We start from the raw sequence: 16404 nt of genomic DNA, 5'->3' as shown, positions 1-16404 counted from the left end.
ACGCCAATTCCAAACATGTCAAGCGTTCTGATCCTCTCCTTTCAATCTTGTTGTCATCTTATCCATTAGGCCGAGAATCGCACTTTGATATTTCTCGTGCTCTTCTGGCTTAAACTGTTTGATTTCGTCCAACGAAGAAAGCAGGTCTTTGAAATTAGATACAAGGGTCTCGAAGCATATAGCGAATTTGATAGCAGGCTTATTATCATTCTTGATGACTTTTTCCCGAAGCTCGGCGAGTTCGCGTTCGACTTCTTCGGGCACTTTCTCAATGATCGTCGTTGCTGGAACATCAATCGGCTTCTTCTTAAGTTCCGTCTCCAGTTCTTTGACGCGTTTTTTAGAAGCATCAAGATCGGCCTTTGATTTTTCTAGAGATTCCTTCAATTTTTCAGCAGATTTTGTATCCCCCGACGACTTTGCTTTCTCCAGCTCGGCATTCAGCCTCTGCACCAGTTCGTCATGTTCCTTGATCTTCTTTTCCATATTTCCATGCTGCTCAGCAATCTTTTGCCGTTCTTGACGCTCTTTTTCGGCTTTGGCCTCTGCATCCCGAAGCTTCTTTTCGAGCTGTTGCTTCTCTTTCACGAGTTTTTGCAGCTCTCTTGTGGAAAGGTTCTCTACATCGTGCTCTTGGACAAACTGCTCTCGCTCCTCTGCAGGAACCCCGAGAAGTGCAACTGCTTGGGTATAACCCAAATTCCCAAGCGCTTGGGATTTCACTTGAGAGCCGAAAAGTGCGATTTGATCAGTACCATACTCTTCATAAATTTTCATCAGATTGTTGGCCGTACTTTGAGAGTAATCAACCGATTCTTCAAGCCACTTTCCCCACTCGCCATGCGCTACCATAGCCTTCGCTTCGACCAAACGTCGGCCGATTTCAATACTATTTTGGAGGACCATCATTTTGGTCTGCTCTTTGATGCTGCATATCTCGGCAGCGATGATATGAGGAGTTCTTTGGATTTCAATTTGCGTCGTCATACTGCAACCTCCATCTTTTGTTTCGTTCTTCTTGGCTTCGATTCGGTAGACAAATATTTCATATACTCATCCATAAAGATCTTCACCTCTGGGGTCATGGGGTCGTTCCCGTCGGTTCTGCACTGCATGAGACGGTCCTTAACAATTTCTGCCGTATAGAACGGCTCGTCAGGAATGTCTTTCCGGCGTACACAAAGAATAATGCAGTCTCCGGTTGCGTATCTTTTCGCGTAACTTCCAACGCAATGATTTAAAGAAGCTCCCTCCGCAAACAACTCGCCAACATCCTGAATCGGACGAATCAAGAAATTCCCATGCTCGAAACAATACCGCATAAGTGCTTTTTGCTTATCAACGATCATCTGATTCGTCTTAGGGTCCTGTTTCAACTTAACTTTAGAAATCGTCTTCGCATGAGCTGCACGCAAGTTGTTTGGATATAACGTCGCTTCATCCAACATATCCATTTCTAATTCTTTGGCGTCCCTTAAATAATCTCGATATGTCGTCATCACATCTCGAATTTCCCTGTAGTGCTTTCGATTTTTTTGGTACTGGTTCCACGAATATCGGATCAAGCATTCAGCAGGAACGTATTGAAGGATTTGTTTCATAGAATCGAAGCTATACTTTGGTGCTATTACATCGCCGAATGCTTCAGCCTGCGCCCAAGAGATGCGTGCGCCTCGGTCACGGCACCATTTGTAAGCTTTCAGTGTTTCCGCCTTCATTTTTGGGCAAGTCGCCTTCCACTCTCGGAATTCCTGCCGATTGAGTCCAAGAATTTTAGATGGAGATTTCCCGCGAAGATTGATTGCTCCATACGTTGGATTTCTACGGACGATATCAATAGCAATCTTCCGTAATCCGGTTTTAACCAAATATTCAATAAACGGATACTTGGCGATTGCGGAAAAGATGTAGGCGGCATCCAGATCATCCGCCCAAAATTGCTGCCATTCGCTACGCTCGAATGGCGTTCCTTTGACAGCTTCACGGACGCTGTCCTTGGATTGACAACTCCGGCGAGTAAAATAATACTTACCAACGATGGTAGACGGACGTTTTGTAAATGACCATCCATTTCCAAACTCAATCTGTTTGTTCATATAATATCCAGTCGTCCAATGATCCCGTACAGCCATTTGTGCACTGTGTCCATGCCGGAACAGATATCGTGTAACCGGCACGAACTCAATTTCTGGGGTCATCACTTTGCGATAATCAAGTGTCACCTTGTAACCCGTTGAGACTATAACGTTTGAGTCAATTGCAGACTTTTCATACCAGACTGCATAAGCGCGATCAACCATCTTCCCCCGCCCTCGCCCAGCAGCTTTCAACTGCACAGACTCTCCACACTTTTCACAGCGCCACCAGGTATTATGCTTAAAAACCGTGCAATCCCGAACGGAGTATTCTTCTTTGCAATACGTACATACGCCTTTATAAATAGAGCTTCGAGGCATGCGCTGATAAAAGAAGAAAGAGCTATGATTTAGCACGTCGTCCCTAACAAACTTTACGAGTTTTTTATCAATCGCAAGGCGGAAGTGCTGCATTAACTCCGCCATATCAGCTGCTTCGCGAATTTTACTCACATCGTTCCCCTCCTACAATCCGAAGTCTTCGAGCTTCACGTCGAAATCAGAAGCATGATTCTTGTGCGTAATAGTCGAAGTTGTCACGGCGATCGGTGCGGTGCCGAAATACTTAAGCACGATCGCGAGGCCTTCGTCCGGCGTCAGCATTGCCATGCCGTTCTTCTGCTTCTTCTTGGCCTCGCTCTTCATCGCCTCAAGGCTTTTCGCAATCGTTTTGTCTTTGCTTGCCAGCTTTGCAGCGTCGTCCGGATTCGCCTCGATGCGCTGCAAGAGGAACTGGCCGATGTACTGGATATACGCATTATCCTTATTCGCTTCCATTTCGGACTTGATTTTTACAATTGCTTCCGCCTGCATTGATATACCTCCTTATTTGGCGTTCTTTTTGGAAACCCAAGCAAAGGACCGCTTTGGTTTGCCCGGTTTTTCCATAAGATACGAGTACCCTTTCGGTATCATATGGATCGGCCGGATCTTGAGACGTCCATGCTTAGTATCGATAAATTCGCACTGCGCCAGCTTCGATTCGCAAGAGACGTGCAATTCGATCCGGTTGATATCTCTCCGTTTGCCAACGATGATCGGACCTAATGCCTGTTCAATCATGGATATTGCAACCGGTGATATCTGAATCATTCGTCATCATCCTCTTGGGCCCGGCGATTATTCTTCCGCTTATCCTCGCTTGGCTGAACTGAATCATGATGGCTACGGTCCAGACTTACAAATTTGTTGAAGTTCTTGAGAAATGCCAGTTCCACTGTCCCGACTGGACCGTTTCGCTGCTTAGCGATGATAATTTCGATGATGTTTTTCTTTTCCGATTCCTTGTCGTAATAATCGTCCCGGTATAGGAAAGCGACGATATCCGCATCCTGTTCCAGCGCCCCAGACTCCCGGAGGTCAGACAACATCGGGCGCTTGTCCTGCCGCTGCTCGACGTTCCGGCTAAGCTGTGAGAGCGCGATGACCGGAACGTCCAGTTCACGAGCCATTTGCTTCAGCACACGCGAAATCTCGGATACCTCTTGCTGCCGGTTGTCGCGCTTGCTGGTGCTCGAAATGAGTTGCAAATAGTCAATCAGTACAAGCCCAAGTCCGTGTTTCTTTTTCAGCCTGCGGCATTTTGCGCGGATATCATGAACCGTCACGACCGGGCTATCATCGATCATGATGTTCGAATTTGACATCGTTCCGATGCTCATCGTGATTCGCTGCCAATCATCGCCATCAAGAAATCCGGTTCGTACTCGCCCGGCGTCAATGTTTCCTTCGGCACAAATCATGCGCTGTACAAGTTGGGCCGCGCCCATTTCGAGCGAGAATATGGCGACCGTCTCTTTTCCCCGAATTCCCACATTCTGCGCGATATTCAGCGCGAAGGCAGTTTTCCCGACGGATGGTCGTGCTGCAACGATGATGAGGTCTGAACGTTGGAACCCTGATGTCATACGGTCCAAGTCATCGAAACCCGAGGCTACCCCTGTAATTCCGTTCGTAGGGGAGTAATACCGCTGCTCCATTTGCTCGAAGCTTTGAATAGCGACATCCCGGAGGACGTGAAACTCCCGGCCTTGGACGGCTCGTTCCGAAATCTCCGCCGCCGTCTCTTCCATGGCAGCAATCATGCTAGCCGAGTCGGTCCGCTCGGTAATCTGCTTGAACATGGCGCGAATCGCTTGCCTTTGAAGTGACAGCTCGCGCACAATACCGGCGTAATGATCGATATTTGCTGCCGTTGGTGCTGCCCCTGCTAGTTCAGATAAATACGCAACGCTGCCGCATTTTTCAAGTTCATTTTGACTTTGCAGTTGGCCCCCCAATGTGATCAAGTCCACCGGACTACTTTGGTCAGCCAGCCGAATCATCGCCCGAAATATGATTCGATTTCCGGGATGAAAAAAGTCTTCGGGTATAAGTTTCTCTTGGGCCGATATCAACGCCTCATTCGAAAGAAATACTGCACCTAACACCGCTCTCTCGGCCTCAAGGCTGCAAGGGAGCTCGATATGTTCCGGATGCAATTTGCCTCATCCTTTCTTTTACGTCGTCCGGCGGCGGAACTGCCTTTTCCCGCCAAGCTTCGATCTCGTTCAGCTTTGAAGCTGCTGATTCTTTCATGTGTTGGTGATAAACATCAATCGTGCTTTCAACCGGCTTAACGAGCTCGGCAATCGTCGGAGGGAATTTTTCACGAGCGATATAACGATCCAAATTTGCGTTCACGTCGCCAGCAGGAACGTCCTTCAAAAAACGATGCCACTCGTCAATTTTTTGAACATCCATCACGTCAAAGCTGGCATAGTGACGCTTGATCTTCATGAAGAGCTCAATGACCTCCACTCTGTCCACGTTTCTCCACCTCCAGCAGCTTATTCAAAAATTCCATCTGCTTGTTCTTTCCAGTTTTAGCCTCGGTGCTTGGATTACTTTCGTGTTTGGTGTTCTCGTTCTTCCACGCATCCCGAATCCCATCCACGAAATACAAGAAGCTTGATGGCAGTTTGAAGTCCTCTTTCTCGCGTTTTTGTTTTTCCGCATAAAGTAATCCCATGGCACGGATTGTGAAAGGGGCTGGAATTCCATCCGTAATCAGCTTATTCATGGCATGCCGTTCCTTCGGCTTCACATGAATGTCGAATCGCTGATGCAATTTGCAGTATGCATTCAGGATTTGAATATATGGATCTTCCCCTTCGTCATCCTTGGGTGCCAAATTAGTAGGAGTAATAGCAATAAAATCTTTAAAGTCTTTTAGAGATGCCACATTTGGCATATCATTTGAATCTGACGCGCCATTTTTGGCGTATCCTTCGAACTGATGTTCCATTTTTGGCGTATCATTAGGCGCATGGTGTTCCATATTTGGCATATCATTTAGGTCATGATAAGACAGTTTTGTCGTATCATCATCTTTGTGATCTGCCATTTTTGGCATAGCAGTTTGTACATGATACGCCACTTTTGACGTATCGCTTTCGAGTGATGCGCCACATTTGGCGTATCTCTTGTCCTTTATTGGTTTCTTATTATTCCTTACTTTGATGATTTCGCCACGAGCTACCCTAAGCGAAGTTATGTAGCCTTCCTTTTTCAGAAGAGCTAAATTCCGCTGCACGGTTCGGGAGCTCGTCCGAATTTCGGCCGCGATCGTTTCATGCTTAACGGGCGCGCCTCCGTGCACAAGTCCCCAGCGTTCTCCGCTGTCATCAACCGTTTCTGAGGTCACGGCATCGATACACCACAGGAACTCCCATATAGCAGGCCCGATCCTTTCTTTGTGTTCGAAAAGACCGTTCGAGATAGGGATTATGTTGTTATGAGCCATTCCGAAAGAATCCCTCCCGGTCTTTTCGAAAATGATGATTTAATATTTCTGTGGGAAAAGGCGAAAGTTGTCATACAATACAGATTCCGCTATTTCCAAAGCCAGATCTATTTCAAAGATTCTTGTTAAAATATCCGCTGGCGAACCTTCGAAGCAGTAATAAAATTGACGTGCACCGCTTGCTGCGGCTCGAACATGGCTTTTGGCTGATAGTAAACCCATTCCGCTCTTCATTTCGCTAATTCCTAAGGATACATAATCATTAATCCAATTTTGAACACGTTCCTGATTTAGCTTTAATTTCTTACGGCGCACTCGGATACCTCCTTGTCAACATACTTCAAAGCAGGTATACTATATGAGAACATACTTTCTGTTTTTACGAACAAGTCGCCCGGCATGGCGGCTTTTTCGTTTTCTGCAAGAATCCTGGCTGTCATCGGCCTGATCGTTTCCTGTGCTCGAAATTCAGCAGCACTACGGACTATCTCGCGAGCCTTCATGATTCCGCTGGCATAGACCACTCCAGACTGTAGCCCCGCTAATTCGAGCATTTTGGCCAATTCACGCATGCTGTCCTCTCCTCCTGTCATAATAAAATTCATAACGTTGCGGTTGATTCTGACACCGCCAAAGCCAATTTTCGTATGTCACAGCATCAGGGATTTTTCTCCCATTTTCAATTTTGCTTACATCCGATTGGGTCATGTCCAAATATGCCGCGAGTTGCTCTTGTGTATAGCCTGCTTTGATCCTTTGTTCGCGTAATGATTGGCTGATATGATCCGCTGTCATAAACAAACGAACCTCCTCCTTTCCGAATATTCCAAATTGGAATGGAAGCGAATGGGAAAAGAGGCTATGATGTTTTTAAGAAAAAAATTCCCCGCAATTCCCCTCGCAACCTACTCCAAAAGTAATGTAGTTTTATAGTCCCCCTGATTGCCCGCTGTTCCCAGCAGCGGGCACACTCCTCAAGGAACTTCTCGCTCAAGCCACCTGATGAAGTCACGTTTAAAAACGCAGTATGGTTTTTCCCCTCCGTTTGCGAGTGGGAAGTTCGGCCGTTTCATTACAGAGTAGGTGTGACTCGATGACCAACGGGTAATGTTAATAACGTCCTCCGCGTACAACAAATCCGGATATTCCGCGAATGGTTCTTTCGGCTGCTCTTTTTTCAAAAGCATTTCCGCTAAGCTCCCAAGCAATTCCATCACTCTGTTTTCGTATATACCAGGTTGATTTTGGGCCATTTTTTTCTCCTTTCGTTAAGAAGTTTTAATCGAAAGTATCGTTTCGTTACCATTTTGATCAAAAAAAATCACCCAATTAAATCCTATAACTGATGCGATCTTTTGGGCAACTTCAACACTAGGTCTGCGCTTTCCAGTTTCAATCATCGTATAGTATGGTCTCTTTATACCGCAAAGATCAGCAACATGTTCTTGCGTAAAACCTAGTTTTATTCGTAATTCTATTAACCAAGTTCGCTCCAAAAAGTAAAACCTCCCTCCTTTTTATGTAGCGATTCGTTACTTCATGTATTCATTATATGTAACGTTTCGATACTCGTCAACACATTTTTGTGTCGTATTGTTACATTTATTTTTATGTAGCGTATTGTTACAATTAAGCTAAGTTAAATTAAGTTAAATTAACTTAATTTAAAATTAATTATTAGCTGGTGATACAGATGATATCGAGTAGGTTGACGGCATTTCGAAACAAACTAAATAAGACTCAACAGGATATGGCAGATTATTTGGGCATAACTCGGCCCGCGTATACTGCATATGAAAGTGGAAGTAGAAACCCTGATTATAAAACCTTAGAAAAAATTGCTGACCTATTTGATACTTCAATTGATTATCTTCTAGGTAGAACAGATGACCCATCACCGCCATCAAAAGAAAAGATTAATCCGAACATTAACATTGCTTATTTAGATGGGGTCAAACACGAATTGACTCCTGAAGTAGCGAAACGCCTGAAAGAAGATATTGAATTGTTTGAAAAACTAAAAGAACAGTGGAAGAAAGAGCAAGAGAAAAAATAGTTAAGATGTAAAGAAATAAGTGCTAACTAAGCGCTTTTTCTTTTACACATATAAACGAACATACATTCCCGTAAATATTCGTTATTGAGAACATATTCCAGAGGGGTGTCATCATGAATCTCAATTTATCAATGTACAAACAATCAGATCTTGAAAAATGGATCAATAAGTCGTATCGAGACAACTGTATACACTATGCTTCGGATATGGATATTGAACGTATTGCCAACATTTTCAATGTTGCAATCTGTAAAACAAAAGAGGAAAGCAGAGCTATGTGGGATGATGAATTTGCGGTTATTATGTTAAATTCAAACTTTGACGAACCAGAACGACGTGAAGCATTCTTTCATGAGTTATGTCATCCGTTAAGACATGTCGGGTCTCAGCATCATATCCCCAAGTCACTAATGGAGCTTCAAGAAATCCAAGCGGCACATTTTCAACTTTATGCAGCCATGCCGGTGTACATGTTGGTGGAATTCAAAGATATTAATCACCGGCCAACATACATAAAAGTCTTGGCTGAAGAGTTTAAATTGCCGATCCCCTTTGTACAGAAACGAATTGATCAAGTTGAGCGGCGCATTAATCAGGAACGTTCACACCAGAACTTTATCGCGCATATTACTCCAGTACAAATCAGATTTGAATACATGCCTGAAACACTCCACATTTTAGAAAAGCTACGGACCATACAGGCAAAAAAGAGGATGGTGTAAAGATTGGCTAAAATTACGGTTTATTATGACTATCATGAAGGCCATCAGTTGCCTTTTTGGATGTTTATATCATTTAAGCGTGGTGAAATTCAATGGGATAAAAGATATCTTCACATCCCTATCACAGCTCCTTTCAATCGAAAGGAACTGAATGATATCCCCGAGACTATGGCAAGTGCCACCGTTCAATTGGATGACATCACTATCCCTACACATCGCCCAGATTTTTTCGGAATTGACATTCAACGTATAAACAAACGCATCCTTCAAGAAGGATGTATCGATTTGAATAATATTGAACAGTTGGTCATTCAAATGTGTGACATTGAAGAAGTTCTCAAATTAGATGCCGTAAGATATTATTTGCCTTGATTGGGGGTTTTTTAATTCATGGCAGTAAAATTAAAGGGAAGCGTTCGTCCGCGCGGGGATAAATTCGAATATGTTATTGATGTTGGTAAAAACCCTATTACTAAAAAACGAATCCAAGAAACAGGAACTTGTGATACTCAAGAGGAAGCAGAACAAGCCTTGTTTGAAATTAATCGGAATCTTCGACTAGGGCACAAAAGTGCAGGGAGAACATTCAAAGATTTTATTATGTCCTATTACGAAAGTGTTGTGAGGCATAAAGTAAGGGCCACTACTTATGAAAAACAAATGGAATACGTTTTGCGTATCATTAAATATCTGGGCAATAAAAAAATCGACAAAATCACATATGATGATATCGAGGACTTTTACAGTCAGCTTCTCAATGTTGATAAACAAGGAAAAGGTGTCATTAGAAATATCTCCGCTGTTCTTAGAAAAACATTTAAATACGCAATGAAAAAAAAAGCTATAATATATGATGTATCAAAAGATGTGGCACCATATAGTTACAAACCAAAAAAAATGACTGTTTGGCAACCAGAACAAGTCAGCCATTTCTTAAAGACTATGCGCGGTACAGATCGGTATGCATTTTATGCATTAGTTTTTTCAACTGGTATGAGAATAGGTGAAATACTTGCTCTATACAAAACTGATATTTTAAAGAAAACAAATCAAATAAAAATTGAAAAAGCCTTAAAAAGATTAGGTAAAGGCTTTGTGATTGATGACACTAAAACTCCAAACTCAATTAGGACGTTGAGATTACCAAAGCACGTTGTAGATGAATTATTGACGCATTCAAACTCAAACACTTTGTATTTATTCGAGCTTAATGGAAAACATTTCAATCCAAGAACAATTAGAAATCGATTTTACGCCGATACCAAGATTGCTGGATTACCTCGAATCCGATTCCATGACATTAGACATACAGTTGCTTCAATACTGCTCATGAATCGACATCCAATTGTAGCTGTAGCAGAGCTTTTGGGTGATACAGTTCAGACGGTCAATTCAACCTACTCGCATTTCATTCCCAAGATGGAATCCGAATTAGTTGAAACTATTACGAGTGAGTTTTTTAAACATTGAACTGTGGATAACTTGGAAATGTGAGCAAATTTGTGAGCGACACTATTTATTATCGCCAAATTGCCTACATTTATTAACGATATCAAGATGTGTTGTTATTATATCACAATCTTTCGGTAAGAAAAGAGTTTCCTTGCTCCGGGAATAGCGCGAACTGTTCAACGCCATCGGCTGTCCAAAAAAGCTAAAAAAAATAATTTGGCGAAAATCGTCGAACGGTGCCGCAAAAAAAAAGGAGAGCCGGGTTTTCCGGACTCTCCTTACCTGCATTTTGTTCACGATGCTGGCTTAAGGAATCATTTGTACCGATACGCTGTCAGGGCCGACGCTCAATTCTTTGATCGTTTTGTCGAGGATGCTGAGCGCTTGGCTTTTCTCCAGCTTGTTTGCTTGGACGGTAACCTTCCATTTGTTGGAATCTTGTGTTACAACGGCTTGCGGGAAATCTTTCGTCAAGGTTTCTTCGAGATTCGTGACCTTGGCTTCCATATCTTCGATTTTCCGCAGCTCTTCCTGGGCCTTAACGGCAGCTTCGGTCGTTTGTTTCGGGTCCGCGATAATCGTCAGGAGCTGCTCGGCCTTCTTAGCCATCTCCTCGTTGCGCTTAAGCTGAAGATTTACAAAATAGTCTTTCCCCGATTGGACCTGCGCCTGCGCTTGCACCTGCTGCAGCACTTTGGCGTCCGTTTCGTTTTTGGAGACCGGCTGTGCGGCGATCGACGACGTCTCCGCTCCCGTGCTGCTGGGTTTTTCGCCCTTTCCAGGCTTTTGCTCCGGCTTGCCTTCCGGCTTTTGTTCCGGCTTCATCTCGGGCTTCTTCTCAGGCTTCATTTCCGGTTTTTGCTCAGGCTTCATTTCCGGTTTTTGCTCCGGTTTCATCTCAGGCTTTTGTTCGGGCTTCATTTCCGGTTTTTGCTCCGGTTTCATCTCGGGCTTTTGTTCGGGCTTCATTTCCGGTTTTTGCTCGGGTTTGATCTCGGGCTTTTGCTCCGGCTTTATTTCCGGTTTTTGCTCCGGTTTCACCTCAGGCTTCTGCTCGGGCTTTATTTCCGGTTTTTGCCCCGGCTTTTGCTCGCCTCGCGGACCGGCCGCATCCGTCGATACGGGATGCTTTGCGTCCGTTTGCCCGGCATTGATCGTCATTTCCTTCGGCGTCGTCCCCGTCACTTCCACATTGCCCACGTCTTCCGTAAACAAGTAGTAAGCGGACAGCACCACCATCAAACTAAGCATGGATACAAGCCAAATGGTTTGTCTTTTCGAATTCATTGCATATCCTCCTTAACGTTTATCCTTGTTTAATATTGAATGTATCGCACCGGCCCCGTACGGCTTACTGCTTGCGAGGCTGGATCGATATCCGGTGGGCAGGAACGTCCAGCCCTCGTTCTACCGCTTCGGTAATCATTTTTTTCACCGTCAAGTTCTCCGCGCCCTTGGCGACGACGAGCACGCCGCGGATTTTCGGCTTAATCGTCTTGACGACGAGCGGCTGCTTGCCGCCCGAAATCTCGTAGAGCACAACTTCGCCGTTACGGGTCACGTCGGTGATATGTCTCGTGGCCCCCTGCGGATCTTTCTCATTGGTAATTTGCTGCGTTTCCTTGGTGTTGCGCTCGACGTTCAGTTCCTCCGTCGACTCAATGGTCACCAGCACTTCCACATCGCCTACTCCGACAATTTTCGACAAGATGTCTCTGAGCTCGGTTTCATACGCTTCCTCATAATCTTTGAATAGGCTACGCTCTTTGCTTCCCTGACCGAAGGCCGGCTTGGTCTGATCGGGAGGAGACGCCCGTCCCGTGCCGATGGGATCCACCTCCTTCACGGTGATAAACGAGTTCAGAATCATAAGCGCAGCGCCTACGAGCCCGAGCAGCAGCACCCATCGAAACGTCTGCACCCGCTTGGGGCCGCCCGGGCCGCCGCCAAGCCAAGATTGCATCCTCTTTCGCATCTCTCCCATCCGCATCACCTCCCCACCGCCAGCTCCAACCGGATTTGGTCTCCGCCTATCTGCCAATCCTGCTCCAACATCAGTAATATTTGCGTCTTTTTCTGCAACCATTCAGGCGATAGCTTATTTTCATCCGATTCCCTGCCGCTTATTCGGGAAACGGGCCTGGATTGCGGCTCTCCGATACGGATATCGACACCTGCAACGGGTTCCACCGGTTTGACCGGCTCGATTCCTCTACCCGGCTTTGAAGCCGTATCCGTGACGGGCATAATCGGCGGCTGCGGTTCCAAGGCGAGAGAGACGCTGCGGATGACAAGCTGGCCTTCGCGATCGGCGGCGGTCTCCACCTGAATGCTTCGCACCTTCACTCCAGCCTTCTGCTCGATGCTTCGCTTCATCAGATCGGCAGCTTGCGTTTCGACCAGCTTCCGCGACTGTTCCTGCTGCTTGGCTTTCAGCGCTTCGGCCCGCTGCAGGGTGACGGGCAGCGATTCGACCTCTCCGCTTGCCCCGCCCGCCATCCGTTCCGGGCTCGCCGCTCCGCTTTTGAACAACGCGTCCTTGACACGCTCATCCAATTGCGACCGTTGGCCAAGCAGCGAGAAAAGCGGCTGCAGCAGCGTAAGCAGCAGGAACAGGCCGATCACGGTTTTGACGTAGCGCTGCATCGATTGGTTCGGCAGCAGCAGGTCGACGAAGGTGGCGAGCAAGATGACCATGACGATCGACTTGAGCCACCCGCTCAGGAAGTCCAATCGTCATCCTCTCCTTCGCGGGACGCGGTTCAGCGCATCATGACAGATACGTTCCCAGCGGCAATCACAATGGTGATCGCCAGGAAAAACATCAGCCCGACGACGGCAAGCGCCGCAAATACGAAAATCAAGCTTTTCCCAATTGTTTCCAAGCACGTGATCATCGGGTTATCTCCCAAGGGCTGCATCACCGCAGCCGACACATTATAGATGAAGGCAAGCGCCAATATTTTGAGCGCCGGGAAGGCACAGAGCACCAGAAGAATGACGACCCCCGCCAGTCCTACTGCGTTTTTCACCAGCAGCGATGCGCCGATCACGGTCTCCGAGGCGTCGGAGAACAGCCGCCCGACCACCGGCACGAAGTTGCCGGCAATGTACTTGGCCGTCCGGATCGTCACCCCGTCCGCCGCGGCGCTGCCGATGCCTTGTACCGAAACGACCCCCAAAAATACCGTAACAAAAACCCCAAGGCACCCGACACTGACGTTCCGCAGTAAATTCGCAAGCTGGGTCACCTTGTATTTGTCCGACAGCGAGCTGACAATATGCAGCACCGCCGAGAAAAACAGCAGCGGAAATACGATGAAGTAGATCGCCGTCCCGACGGCGTGGATCATGAACACGATCAGCGGGTGCATGACGGTAACCGTCACCACATTGCCCATGGAGGCGAGCAGCGTAAGCAGCAGCGGCACGACGGCGATCATGAAGTGGATCATATCCGTTATCGCCGATTTCGCATAGCCGATCGCTACGCTGAAGCTGTTGACCGCCATAATCATCAGGACCAGAAACGAAATGGCGTAGGCGATTTTGCTGACGTTATTTTTCTCGAAGGAGCTTTGCAGCGTTTCCAGCAGCATGCTGAACACGGTAAGAATGACGATGGAAACGAGCAGCTTGCCATTGTAGAGAAGCTCGTGAAACAAGTATTTGAACAGTCCCGAGAAAACCGAACCGAGGCCGAAATCCTTGGCTCCGAGCAGCAGCTCCATGAAGCTCGGGGCCCGGCTGTCCGGAAAATATCCGCCGTACTGCCGGGTCAGCCGGCTCCAGAATTGCTCGACCTGATCGAGCGGCAGCCGCTGCGCTTGCTCCCGGATCAGCTCTTCCGCCGGTACGGCGGCATATGCGGTGCCACAGCAGCCCGCTCCCCCTTCCGGCAGGAGCCCCGCGAAGAACGCCATGCCAAGCAGCAACCCGAGCCGGAGCGCGCCGCCGGCAGCCAATCTCCTGCACGAATGTCGTAACCCTTGCATCCAGCGCCGCCTCATCGTTTCGCCTCCACCCGCTTTTTCATGCCGAGCTGCCCATCTCCGGAGCTATGCGGGAAGCAGCTTGACGACCGTTTCGATAATGGCGGAGACGATCGGAATCGCCATCACCATAATGAGAACTTTGCCGGACAGTTCGATTTTGGAGGCGATCGCTTCCTGACCGGCGTCCCGGACGATCTGGGCGCCGAATTCGGCAATGTAGGCGATGCCGATGATTTTCAGAATCGTTTTCAGAAAAATCAGGTTGATGTTCGCCTTGTTAGCCAGCTCCTCCAACACTCCGATCACGGCGGTTATTTTGCCGATCAGAAAGAGAAAGATCGTAATGCCGGTGAAGGCCGTCAGCAGGAAGGCGAACATCGGCTTTTGTTCCTTAATGATCAGCACCAGCACGGTCGTCACCAATCCGAGCCCTACGATTTGAATGATTTCCACGGGCTTCACCTGCTTTTATTGGAAGAGAAAAATCGTCTTGATCTCTTTAAACAAGCTATCCAGCAGCCGGACCACCATAAACAGCACGACGACGAAGCCGATCACGGTAACCCAATGCGCCATATCTTCTTTGCCCATCTGCTTCAGCACGGTATGAATCATTGCGATAATGATGCCGATGCCGGCGATCTGGAATATCGCGTTTACGTCCACGTTCATTGGCGGCACCTCACCCTTAAGCCTGGCTCTGCTTCTAATACATTAAAATGACGACTAACGCGCCCATCAGCAGGCCGAGGCTTTTCCACATCCGCTCGTACCGCTCCCGCTCGTCCCGCGCAATATCCGCTTCCCCTTGCAAGCTGCTGACGGTGAGCCTCAGGTGCTTCACCTGGTCATCGCGGTCCGTCAGCCCCAGCGTCGAGCCAAGCTGCAGCAAAATGTCCCGCTCCGCCGCCTTCATCGACGTCGTTTTCCATCCCCGGCTCACCGCCTGCTCCCAAACGGCCTGTACGGAACGGCCGCCGGGCTTGCCGAGTTCCTCCGCTGCGGCCGCAAACAAAGCGCCCGCCGGGGAGTCATCCGCTCTTGCGGCGCGTCGGAGCGCGTCCGGCAGCGGCGTGAAGCCGTAGACGATTTCCGTTTCCAGCCGCTGCAGCATGCGGATCAGATCGGCGATTTGCCTCGGTCGGCGCGACAATTGGGAAGCTTGGTAAAAACCGAACAGCGTGCCTGCCAGCAAAATCAGCATGGCGCCAAGCAGCTTCAGCATGCGGGTTCCTCATCCTCTTCATCGGTTCGTTTCATCAGCTCAGCCCCCCTCTCCAAGCCAGCCTGTCGTCCAGCCGTTTGCCCTGCTTGTCATAGACGGCCGTTTCCGGGCCCGCTCCCGGCGGTCTGGCCAGCACCACGAAGCGGTCGAACACGCCGTCTTCGAGCAGCTCGCGCAGGATCGGACGGCGCCTGAGCTCCGCGGCGTCCCGGCCGTGGGCCGTAGCGATGACGCCGACGCCTGCGTGCAGCGCTTCGTGGATCGCAAGCGCGTCCTCGGCCCGGCCGATCTCGTCGGCAATCAGCACCTCCGGCGACATGGAGCGGATCATCATCATCATGCCTTCCGCCTTCGGGCAGCCGTCCAGCACGTCCGTCCGGTACCCGACATCGAAGCGGGGCACCCCTTTGACGCAAGCTGCAATCTCGGACCGTTCGTCGACGATGCCGATCTTGAAGGATCGGCGCAAGCCGTTGTCCGCTCCTCCCGTGCCTAGCAATCGGGCCAGATCGCGGACCAGCGTCGTCTTTCCCTGCTGCGGTGGAGAGACGATCAGCGTGCGGTACACCCGCTCGCCGCCCGGTTCGAGCAGATAGGGAAGAACCGGTTTGGCGGCATTTTTCCATTCCCGCGCCAGCCGGACGTTGAAGCCGCTGACATCTTTGATGTACTTTACTTTTCCTTGTTCCAGGACGGTTCGTCCGGACAGGCCGATCCGGTGTCCGCCGGAAACGGTAATGAATCCCCGCTTCAGCTCCTCCTCGAACGTGTACATCGAATGCTGCGTCAGCTGCTCCAGCAGCTCCGCGCAGTCCCGGCGCGTCGGCCGATAAGCTTGCCCGGGATCGGCGCACAAGCCGCCCTTGTCCGATACGAAGCCGCAGCCCGAGGCCCAGACGACTTCCAGAGGCCTCTCTTCGCGGATCCGGATTTCTTGCAGATCGGCGGCAATGCGGGTTGGTAGAGTTGCTAGGATCTGCTGCATATCGGCAGAGAAGAACGGCAGCAGTGACCGGATCATGGCTATCCCTCCCA

General features: G+C 48.5%; 24 protein-coding genes. 4 read left to right on the top strand and 20 right to left on the bottom strand.

The genetic code is table 11. From position 1 onward, the window contains the following. Window positions 1-18: 18 nt before the first annotated feature. The 12 genes from ET33_RS28755 to ET33_RS28700 form a co-directional block, all read right to left on the bottom strand. On the bottom strand, window positions 19-987 hold the full coding sequence (locus ET33_RS28755) for a DUF3102 domain-containing protein (protein ID WP_036690171.1): 969 nt from the start codon (window positions 985-987) through the stop codon (window positions 19-21). After that, window positions 984-2588: a PcfJ domain-containing protein gene (locus tag ET33_RS28750; RefSeq protein WP_036690167.1), complete on the bottom strand. Its 1605-nt coding sequence runs from the start codon at window positions 2586-2588 to the stop codon at window positions 984-986. The genes ET33_RS28755 and ET33_RS28750 overlap by 4 nt, the downstream gene beginning before the upstream one ends. 12 nt (window positions 2589-2600) lie before the next feature. After that, complete coding sequence (locus tag ET33_RS28745) at window positions 2601-2948, bottom strand: hypothetical protein (RefSeq protein WP_036690164.1); 348 nt, start codon at window positions 2946-2948, stop codon at window positions 2601-2603. Window positions 2949-2960: 12 nt separating this feature from the next. Then, a complete protein-coding gene (locus ET33_RS28740) occupies window positions 2961-3227 on the bottom strand; it encodes a hypothetical protein (protein WP_036690161.1) in 267 nt (88 codons plus the stop codon). Further along, window positions 3224-4615: a replicative DNA helicase gene (dnaB, locus tag ET33_RS28735; protein ID WP_051775762.1), complete on the bottom strand. Its 1392-nt coding sequence runs from the start codon at window positions 4613-4615 to the stop codon at window positions 3224-3226. Before dnaB ends, ET33_RS28740 begins: the two co-directional genes overlap by 4 nt. Next, window positions 4578-4943: a replicative helicase loader/inhibitor gene (locus ET33_RS28730; RefSeq protein ID WP_036690158.1), complete on the bottom strand. Its 366-nt coding sequence runs from the start codon at window positions 4941-4943 to the stop codon at window positions 4578-4580. The genes dnaB and ET33_RS28730 overlap by 38 nt, the downstream gene beginning before the upstream one ends. After that, on the bottom strand, window positions 4921-5919 hold the full coding sequence (locus ET33_RS36745; protein ID WP_051775760.1) for a hypothetical protein: 999 nt from the start codon (window positions 5917-5919) through the stop codon (window positions 4921-4923). The genes ET33_RS28730 and ET33_RS36745 overlap by 23 nt, the downstream gene beginning before the upstream one ends. 39 nt (window positions 5920-5958) lie before the next feature. Next, entirely contained in the window at window positions 5959-6234 is a 276-nt protein-coding gene (locus ET33_RS28720) for a hypothetical protein (RefSeq protein ID WP_036690156.1), read from the bottom strand. Then, window positions 6216-6491 carry a hypothetical protein gene (locus tag ET33_RS28715; protein WP_036690153.1) on the bottom strand — a complete coding sequence of 92 codons (276 nt, stop codon included), beginning with the start codon at window positions 6489-6491 and terminating at the stop codon, window positions 6216-6218. The genes ET33_RS28720 and ET33_RS28715 overlap by 19 nt, the downstream gene beginning before the upstream one ends. Beyond that, window positions 6484-6714 carry a helix-turn-helix domain-containing protein gene (locus tag ET33_RS28710; RefSeq protein ID WP_235206842.1) on the bottom strand — a complete coding sequence of 77 codons (231 nt, stop codon included), beginning with the start codon at window positions 6712-6714 and terminating at the stop codon, window positions 6484-6486. Before ET33_RS28710 ends, ET33_RS28715 begins: the two co-directional genes overlap by 8 nt. A gap of 179 nt (window positions 6715-6893) precedes the next feature. Beyond that, window positions 6894-7172, bottom strand: coding sequence for a hypothetical protein (locus ET33_RS28705; protein ID WP_036690148.1), 279 nt, complete (start codon window positions 7170-7172; stop codon window positions 6894-6896). 15 nt (window positions 7173-7187) lie between these two features. Beyond that, the gene (locus ET33_RS28700; RefSeq protein ID WP_036690145.1) at window positions 7188-7415 is read right to left on the bottom strand and encodes a helix-turn-helix transcriptional regulator; all 228 of its coding nucleotides are present in this window, start codon (window positions 7413-7415) and stop codon (window positions 7188-7190) included. A 197-nt stretch (window positions 7416-7612) separates the two neighbouring features. On the opposite strand from ET33_RS28700, the gene ET33_RS28695 reads away from it, so the two are divergent. From ET33_RS28695 to ET33_RS28680, 4 genes are all read left to right on the top strand, one after another. Then, window positions 7613-7975, top strand: a complete 363-nt coding sequence (locus ET33_RS28695) for a helix-turn-helix domain-containing protein (protein ID WP_036690143.1) — start codon at window positions 7613-7615, stop codon at window positions 7973-7975. A gap of 113 nt (window positions 7976-8088) precedes the next feature. Continuing rightward, the gene (locus ET33_RS28690) at window positions 8089-8697 is read left to right on the top strand and encodes an ImmA/IrrE family metallo-endopeptidase (protein ID WP_036690141.1); all 609 of its coding nucleotides are present in this window, start codon (window positions 8089-8091) and stop codon (window positions 8695-8697) included. A 3-nt stretch (window positions 8698-8700) separates the two neighbouring features. Further along, on the top strand, window positions 8701-9069 hold the full coding sequence (locus ET33_RS28685) for a hypothetical protein (RefSeq protein ID WP_051775758.1): 369 nt from the start codon (window positions 8701-8703) through the stop codon (window positions 9067-9069). An 18-nt stretch (window positions 9070-9087) separates the two neighbouring features. After that, a complete protein-coding gene (locus tag ET33_RS28680) occupies window positions 9088-10167 on the top strand; it encodes a tyrosine-type recombinase/integrase (protein ID WP_036690137.1) in 1080 nt (359 codons plus the stop codon). A gap of 288 nt (window positions 10168-10455) precedes the next feature. Here the strand turns inward: ET33_RS28680 and ET33_RS28675 are convergent, their stop codons facing one another. From ET33_RS28675 to spoIIIAA, 8 genes are all read right to left on the bottom strand, one after another. Beyond that, window positions 10456-11436 carry a SpoIIIAH-like family protein gene (locus tag ET33_RS28675; RefSeq protein WP_036690136.1) on the bottom strand — a complete coding sequence of 327 codons (981 nt, stop codon included), beginning with the start codon at window positions 11434-11436 and terminating at the stop codon, window positions 10456-10458. 64 nt (window positions 11437-11500) lie between these two features. Then, window positions 11501-12133: a stage III sporulation protein AG gene (gene spoIIIAG / locus ET33_RS28670; RefSeq protein ID WP_036690135.1), complete on the bottom strand. Its 633-nt coding sequence runs from the start codon at window positions 12131-12133 to the stop codon at window positions 11501-11503. 5 nt (window positions 12134-12138) lie between these two features. After that, a complete protein-coding gene (gene spoIIIAF, locus ET33_RS28665; RefSeq protein WP_036690133.1) occupies window positions 12139-12882 on the bottom strand; it encodes a stage III sporulation protein AF in 744 nt (247 codons plus the stop codon). 29 nt (window positions 12883-12911) lie between these two features. Beyond that, window positions 12912-14072 carry a stage III sporulation protein AE gene (spoIIIAE, locus tag ET33_RS28660; RefSeq protein ID WP_235206846.1) on the bottom strand — a complete coding sequence of 387 codons (1161 nt, stop codon included), beginning with the start codon at window positions 14070-14072 and terminating at the stop codon, window positions 12912-12914. A gap of 135 nt (window positions 14073-14207) precedes the next feature. Further along, complete coding sequence (spoIIIAD, locus tag ET33_RS28655; RefSeq protein WP_010499064.1) at window positions 14208-14597, bottom strand: stage III sporulation protein AD; 390 nt, start codon at window positions 14595-14597, stop codon at window positions 14208-14210. A 15-nt stretch (window positions 14598-14612) separates the two neighbouring features. After that, window positions 14613-14816 (bottom strand): stage III sporulation protein AC, encoded by a 204-nt coding sequence (gene spoIIIAC / locus ET33_RS28650; protein ID WP_010499062.1) that lies wholly within the window; start codon window positions 14814-14816, stop codon window positions 14613-14615. Window positions 14817-14850: 34 nt separating this feature from the next. Next, on the bottom strand, window positions 14851-15369 hold the full coding sequence (spoIIIAB, locus tag ET33_RS28645; protein ID WP_036690129.1) for a stage III sporulation protein SpoIIIAB: 519 nt from the start codon (window positions 15367-15369) through the stop codon (window positions 14851-14853). A gap of 34 nt (window positions 15370-15403) precedes the next feature. After that, entirely contained in the window at window positions 15404-16390 is a 987-nt protein-coding gene (gene spoIIIAA, locus ET33_RS28640) for a stage III sporulation protein AA (RefSeq protein WP_036690125.1), read from the bottom strand. Window positions 16391-16404: the final 14 nt, after the last annotated feature.

The sequence above is a fragment of the Paenibacillus tyrphae genome, assembly GCF_000722545.1.
GTDB classification, from domain to species: domain Bacteria; phylum Bacillota; class Bacilli; order Paenibacillales; family NBRC-103111; genus Paenibacillus_G; species Paenibacillus_G tyrfis.
This window is presented reverse-complemented; position numbering and strand designations above follow the sequence as displayed.

Bases quoted from the DNA above. Each gene is read 5' to 3' on its own strand.
- ET33_RS28755 (WP_036690171.1), bottom strand. From the start codon at position 987: ATGACGACGCAAATTGAAATCCAAAGAACTCCTCATATCATCGCTGCC.
- ET33_RS28745 (WP_036690164.1), bottom strand. From the start codon at position 2,948: ATGCAGGCGGAAGCAATTGTAAAAATCAAGTCCGAAATGGAAGCGAAT.
- ET33_RS28740 (WP_036690161.1), bottom strand. From the start codon at position 3,227: ATGATTCAGATATCACCGGTTGCAATATCCATGATTGAACAGGCATTA.
- ET33_RS36745 (WP_051775760.1), bottom strand. From the start codon at position 5,919: ATGGCTCATAACAACATAATCCCTATCTCGAACGGTCTTTTCGAACAC.
- ET33_RS28715 (WP_036690153.1), bottom strand. From the start codon at position 6,491: ATGCGTGAATTGGCCAAAATGCTCGAATTAGCGGGGCTACAGTCTGGA.
- ET33_RS28710 (WP_235206842.1), bottom strand. From the start codon at position 6,714: ATGACAGCGGATCATATCAGCCAATCATTACGCGAACAAAGGATCAAA.
- ET33_RS28705 (WP_036690148.1), bottom strand. From the start codon at position 7,172: ATGGCCCAAAATCAACCTGGTATATACGAAAACAGAGTGATGGAATTG.
- ET33_RS28695 (WP_036690143.1), top strand. From the start codon at position 7,613: ATGATATCGAGTAGGTTGACGGCATTTCGAAACAAACTAAATAAGACT.
- ET33_RS28690 (WP_036690141.1), top strand. From the start codon at position 8,089: ATGAATCTCAATTTATCAATGTACAAACAATCAGATCTTGAAAAATGG.
- ET33_RS28680 (WP_036690137.1), top strand. From the start codon at position 9,088: ATGGCAGTAAAATTAAAGGGAAGCGTTCGTCCGCGCGGGGATAAATTC.
- ET33_RS28675 (WP_036690136.1), bottom strand. From the start codon at position 11,436: ATGAATTCGAAAAGACAAACCATTTGGCTTGTATCCATGCTTAGTTTG.
- spoIIIAG (WP_036690135.1), bottom strand. From the start codon at position 12,133: ATGGGAGAGATGCGAAAGAGGATGCAATCTTGGCTTGGCGGCGGCCCG.
- spoIIIAE (WP_235206846.1), bottom strand. From the start codon at position 14,072: ATGGCGTTCTTCGCGGGGCTCCTGCCGGAAGGGGGAGCGGGCTGCTGT.
- spoIIIAC (WP_010499062.1), bottom strand. From the start codon at position 14,816: ATGAACGTGGACGTAAACGCGATATTCCAGATCGCCGGCATCGGCATC.
- spoIIIAB (WP_036690129.1), bottom strand. From the start codon at position 15,369: ATGCTGAAGCTGCTTGGCGCCATGCTGATTTTGCTGGCAGGCACGCTG.
- spoIIIAA (WP_036690125.1), bottom strand. From the start codon at position 16,390: ATGATCCGGTCACTGCTGCCGTTCTTCTCTGCCGATATGCAGCAGATC.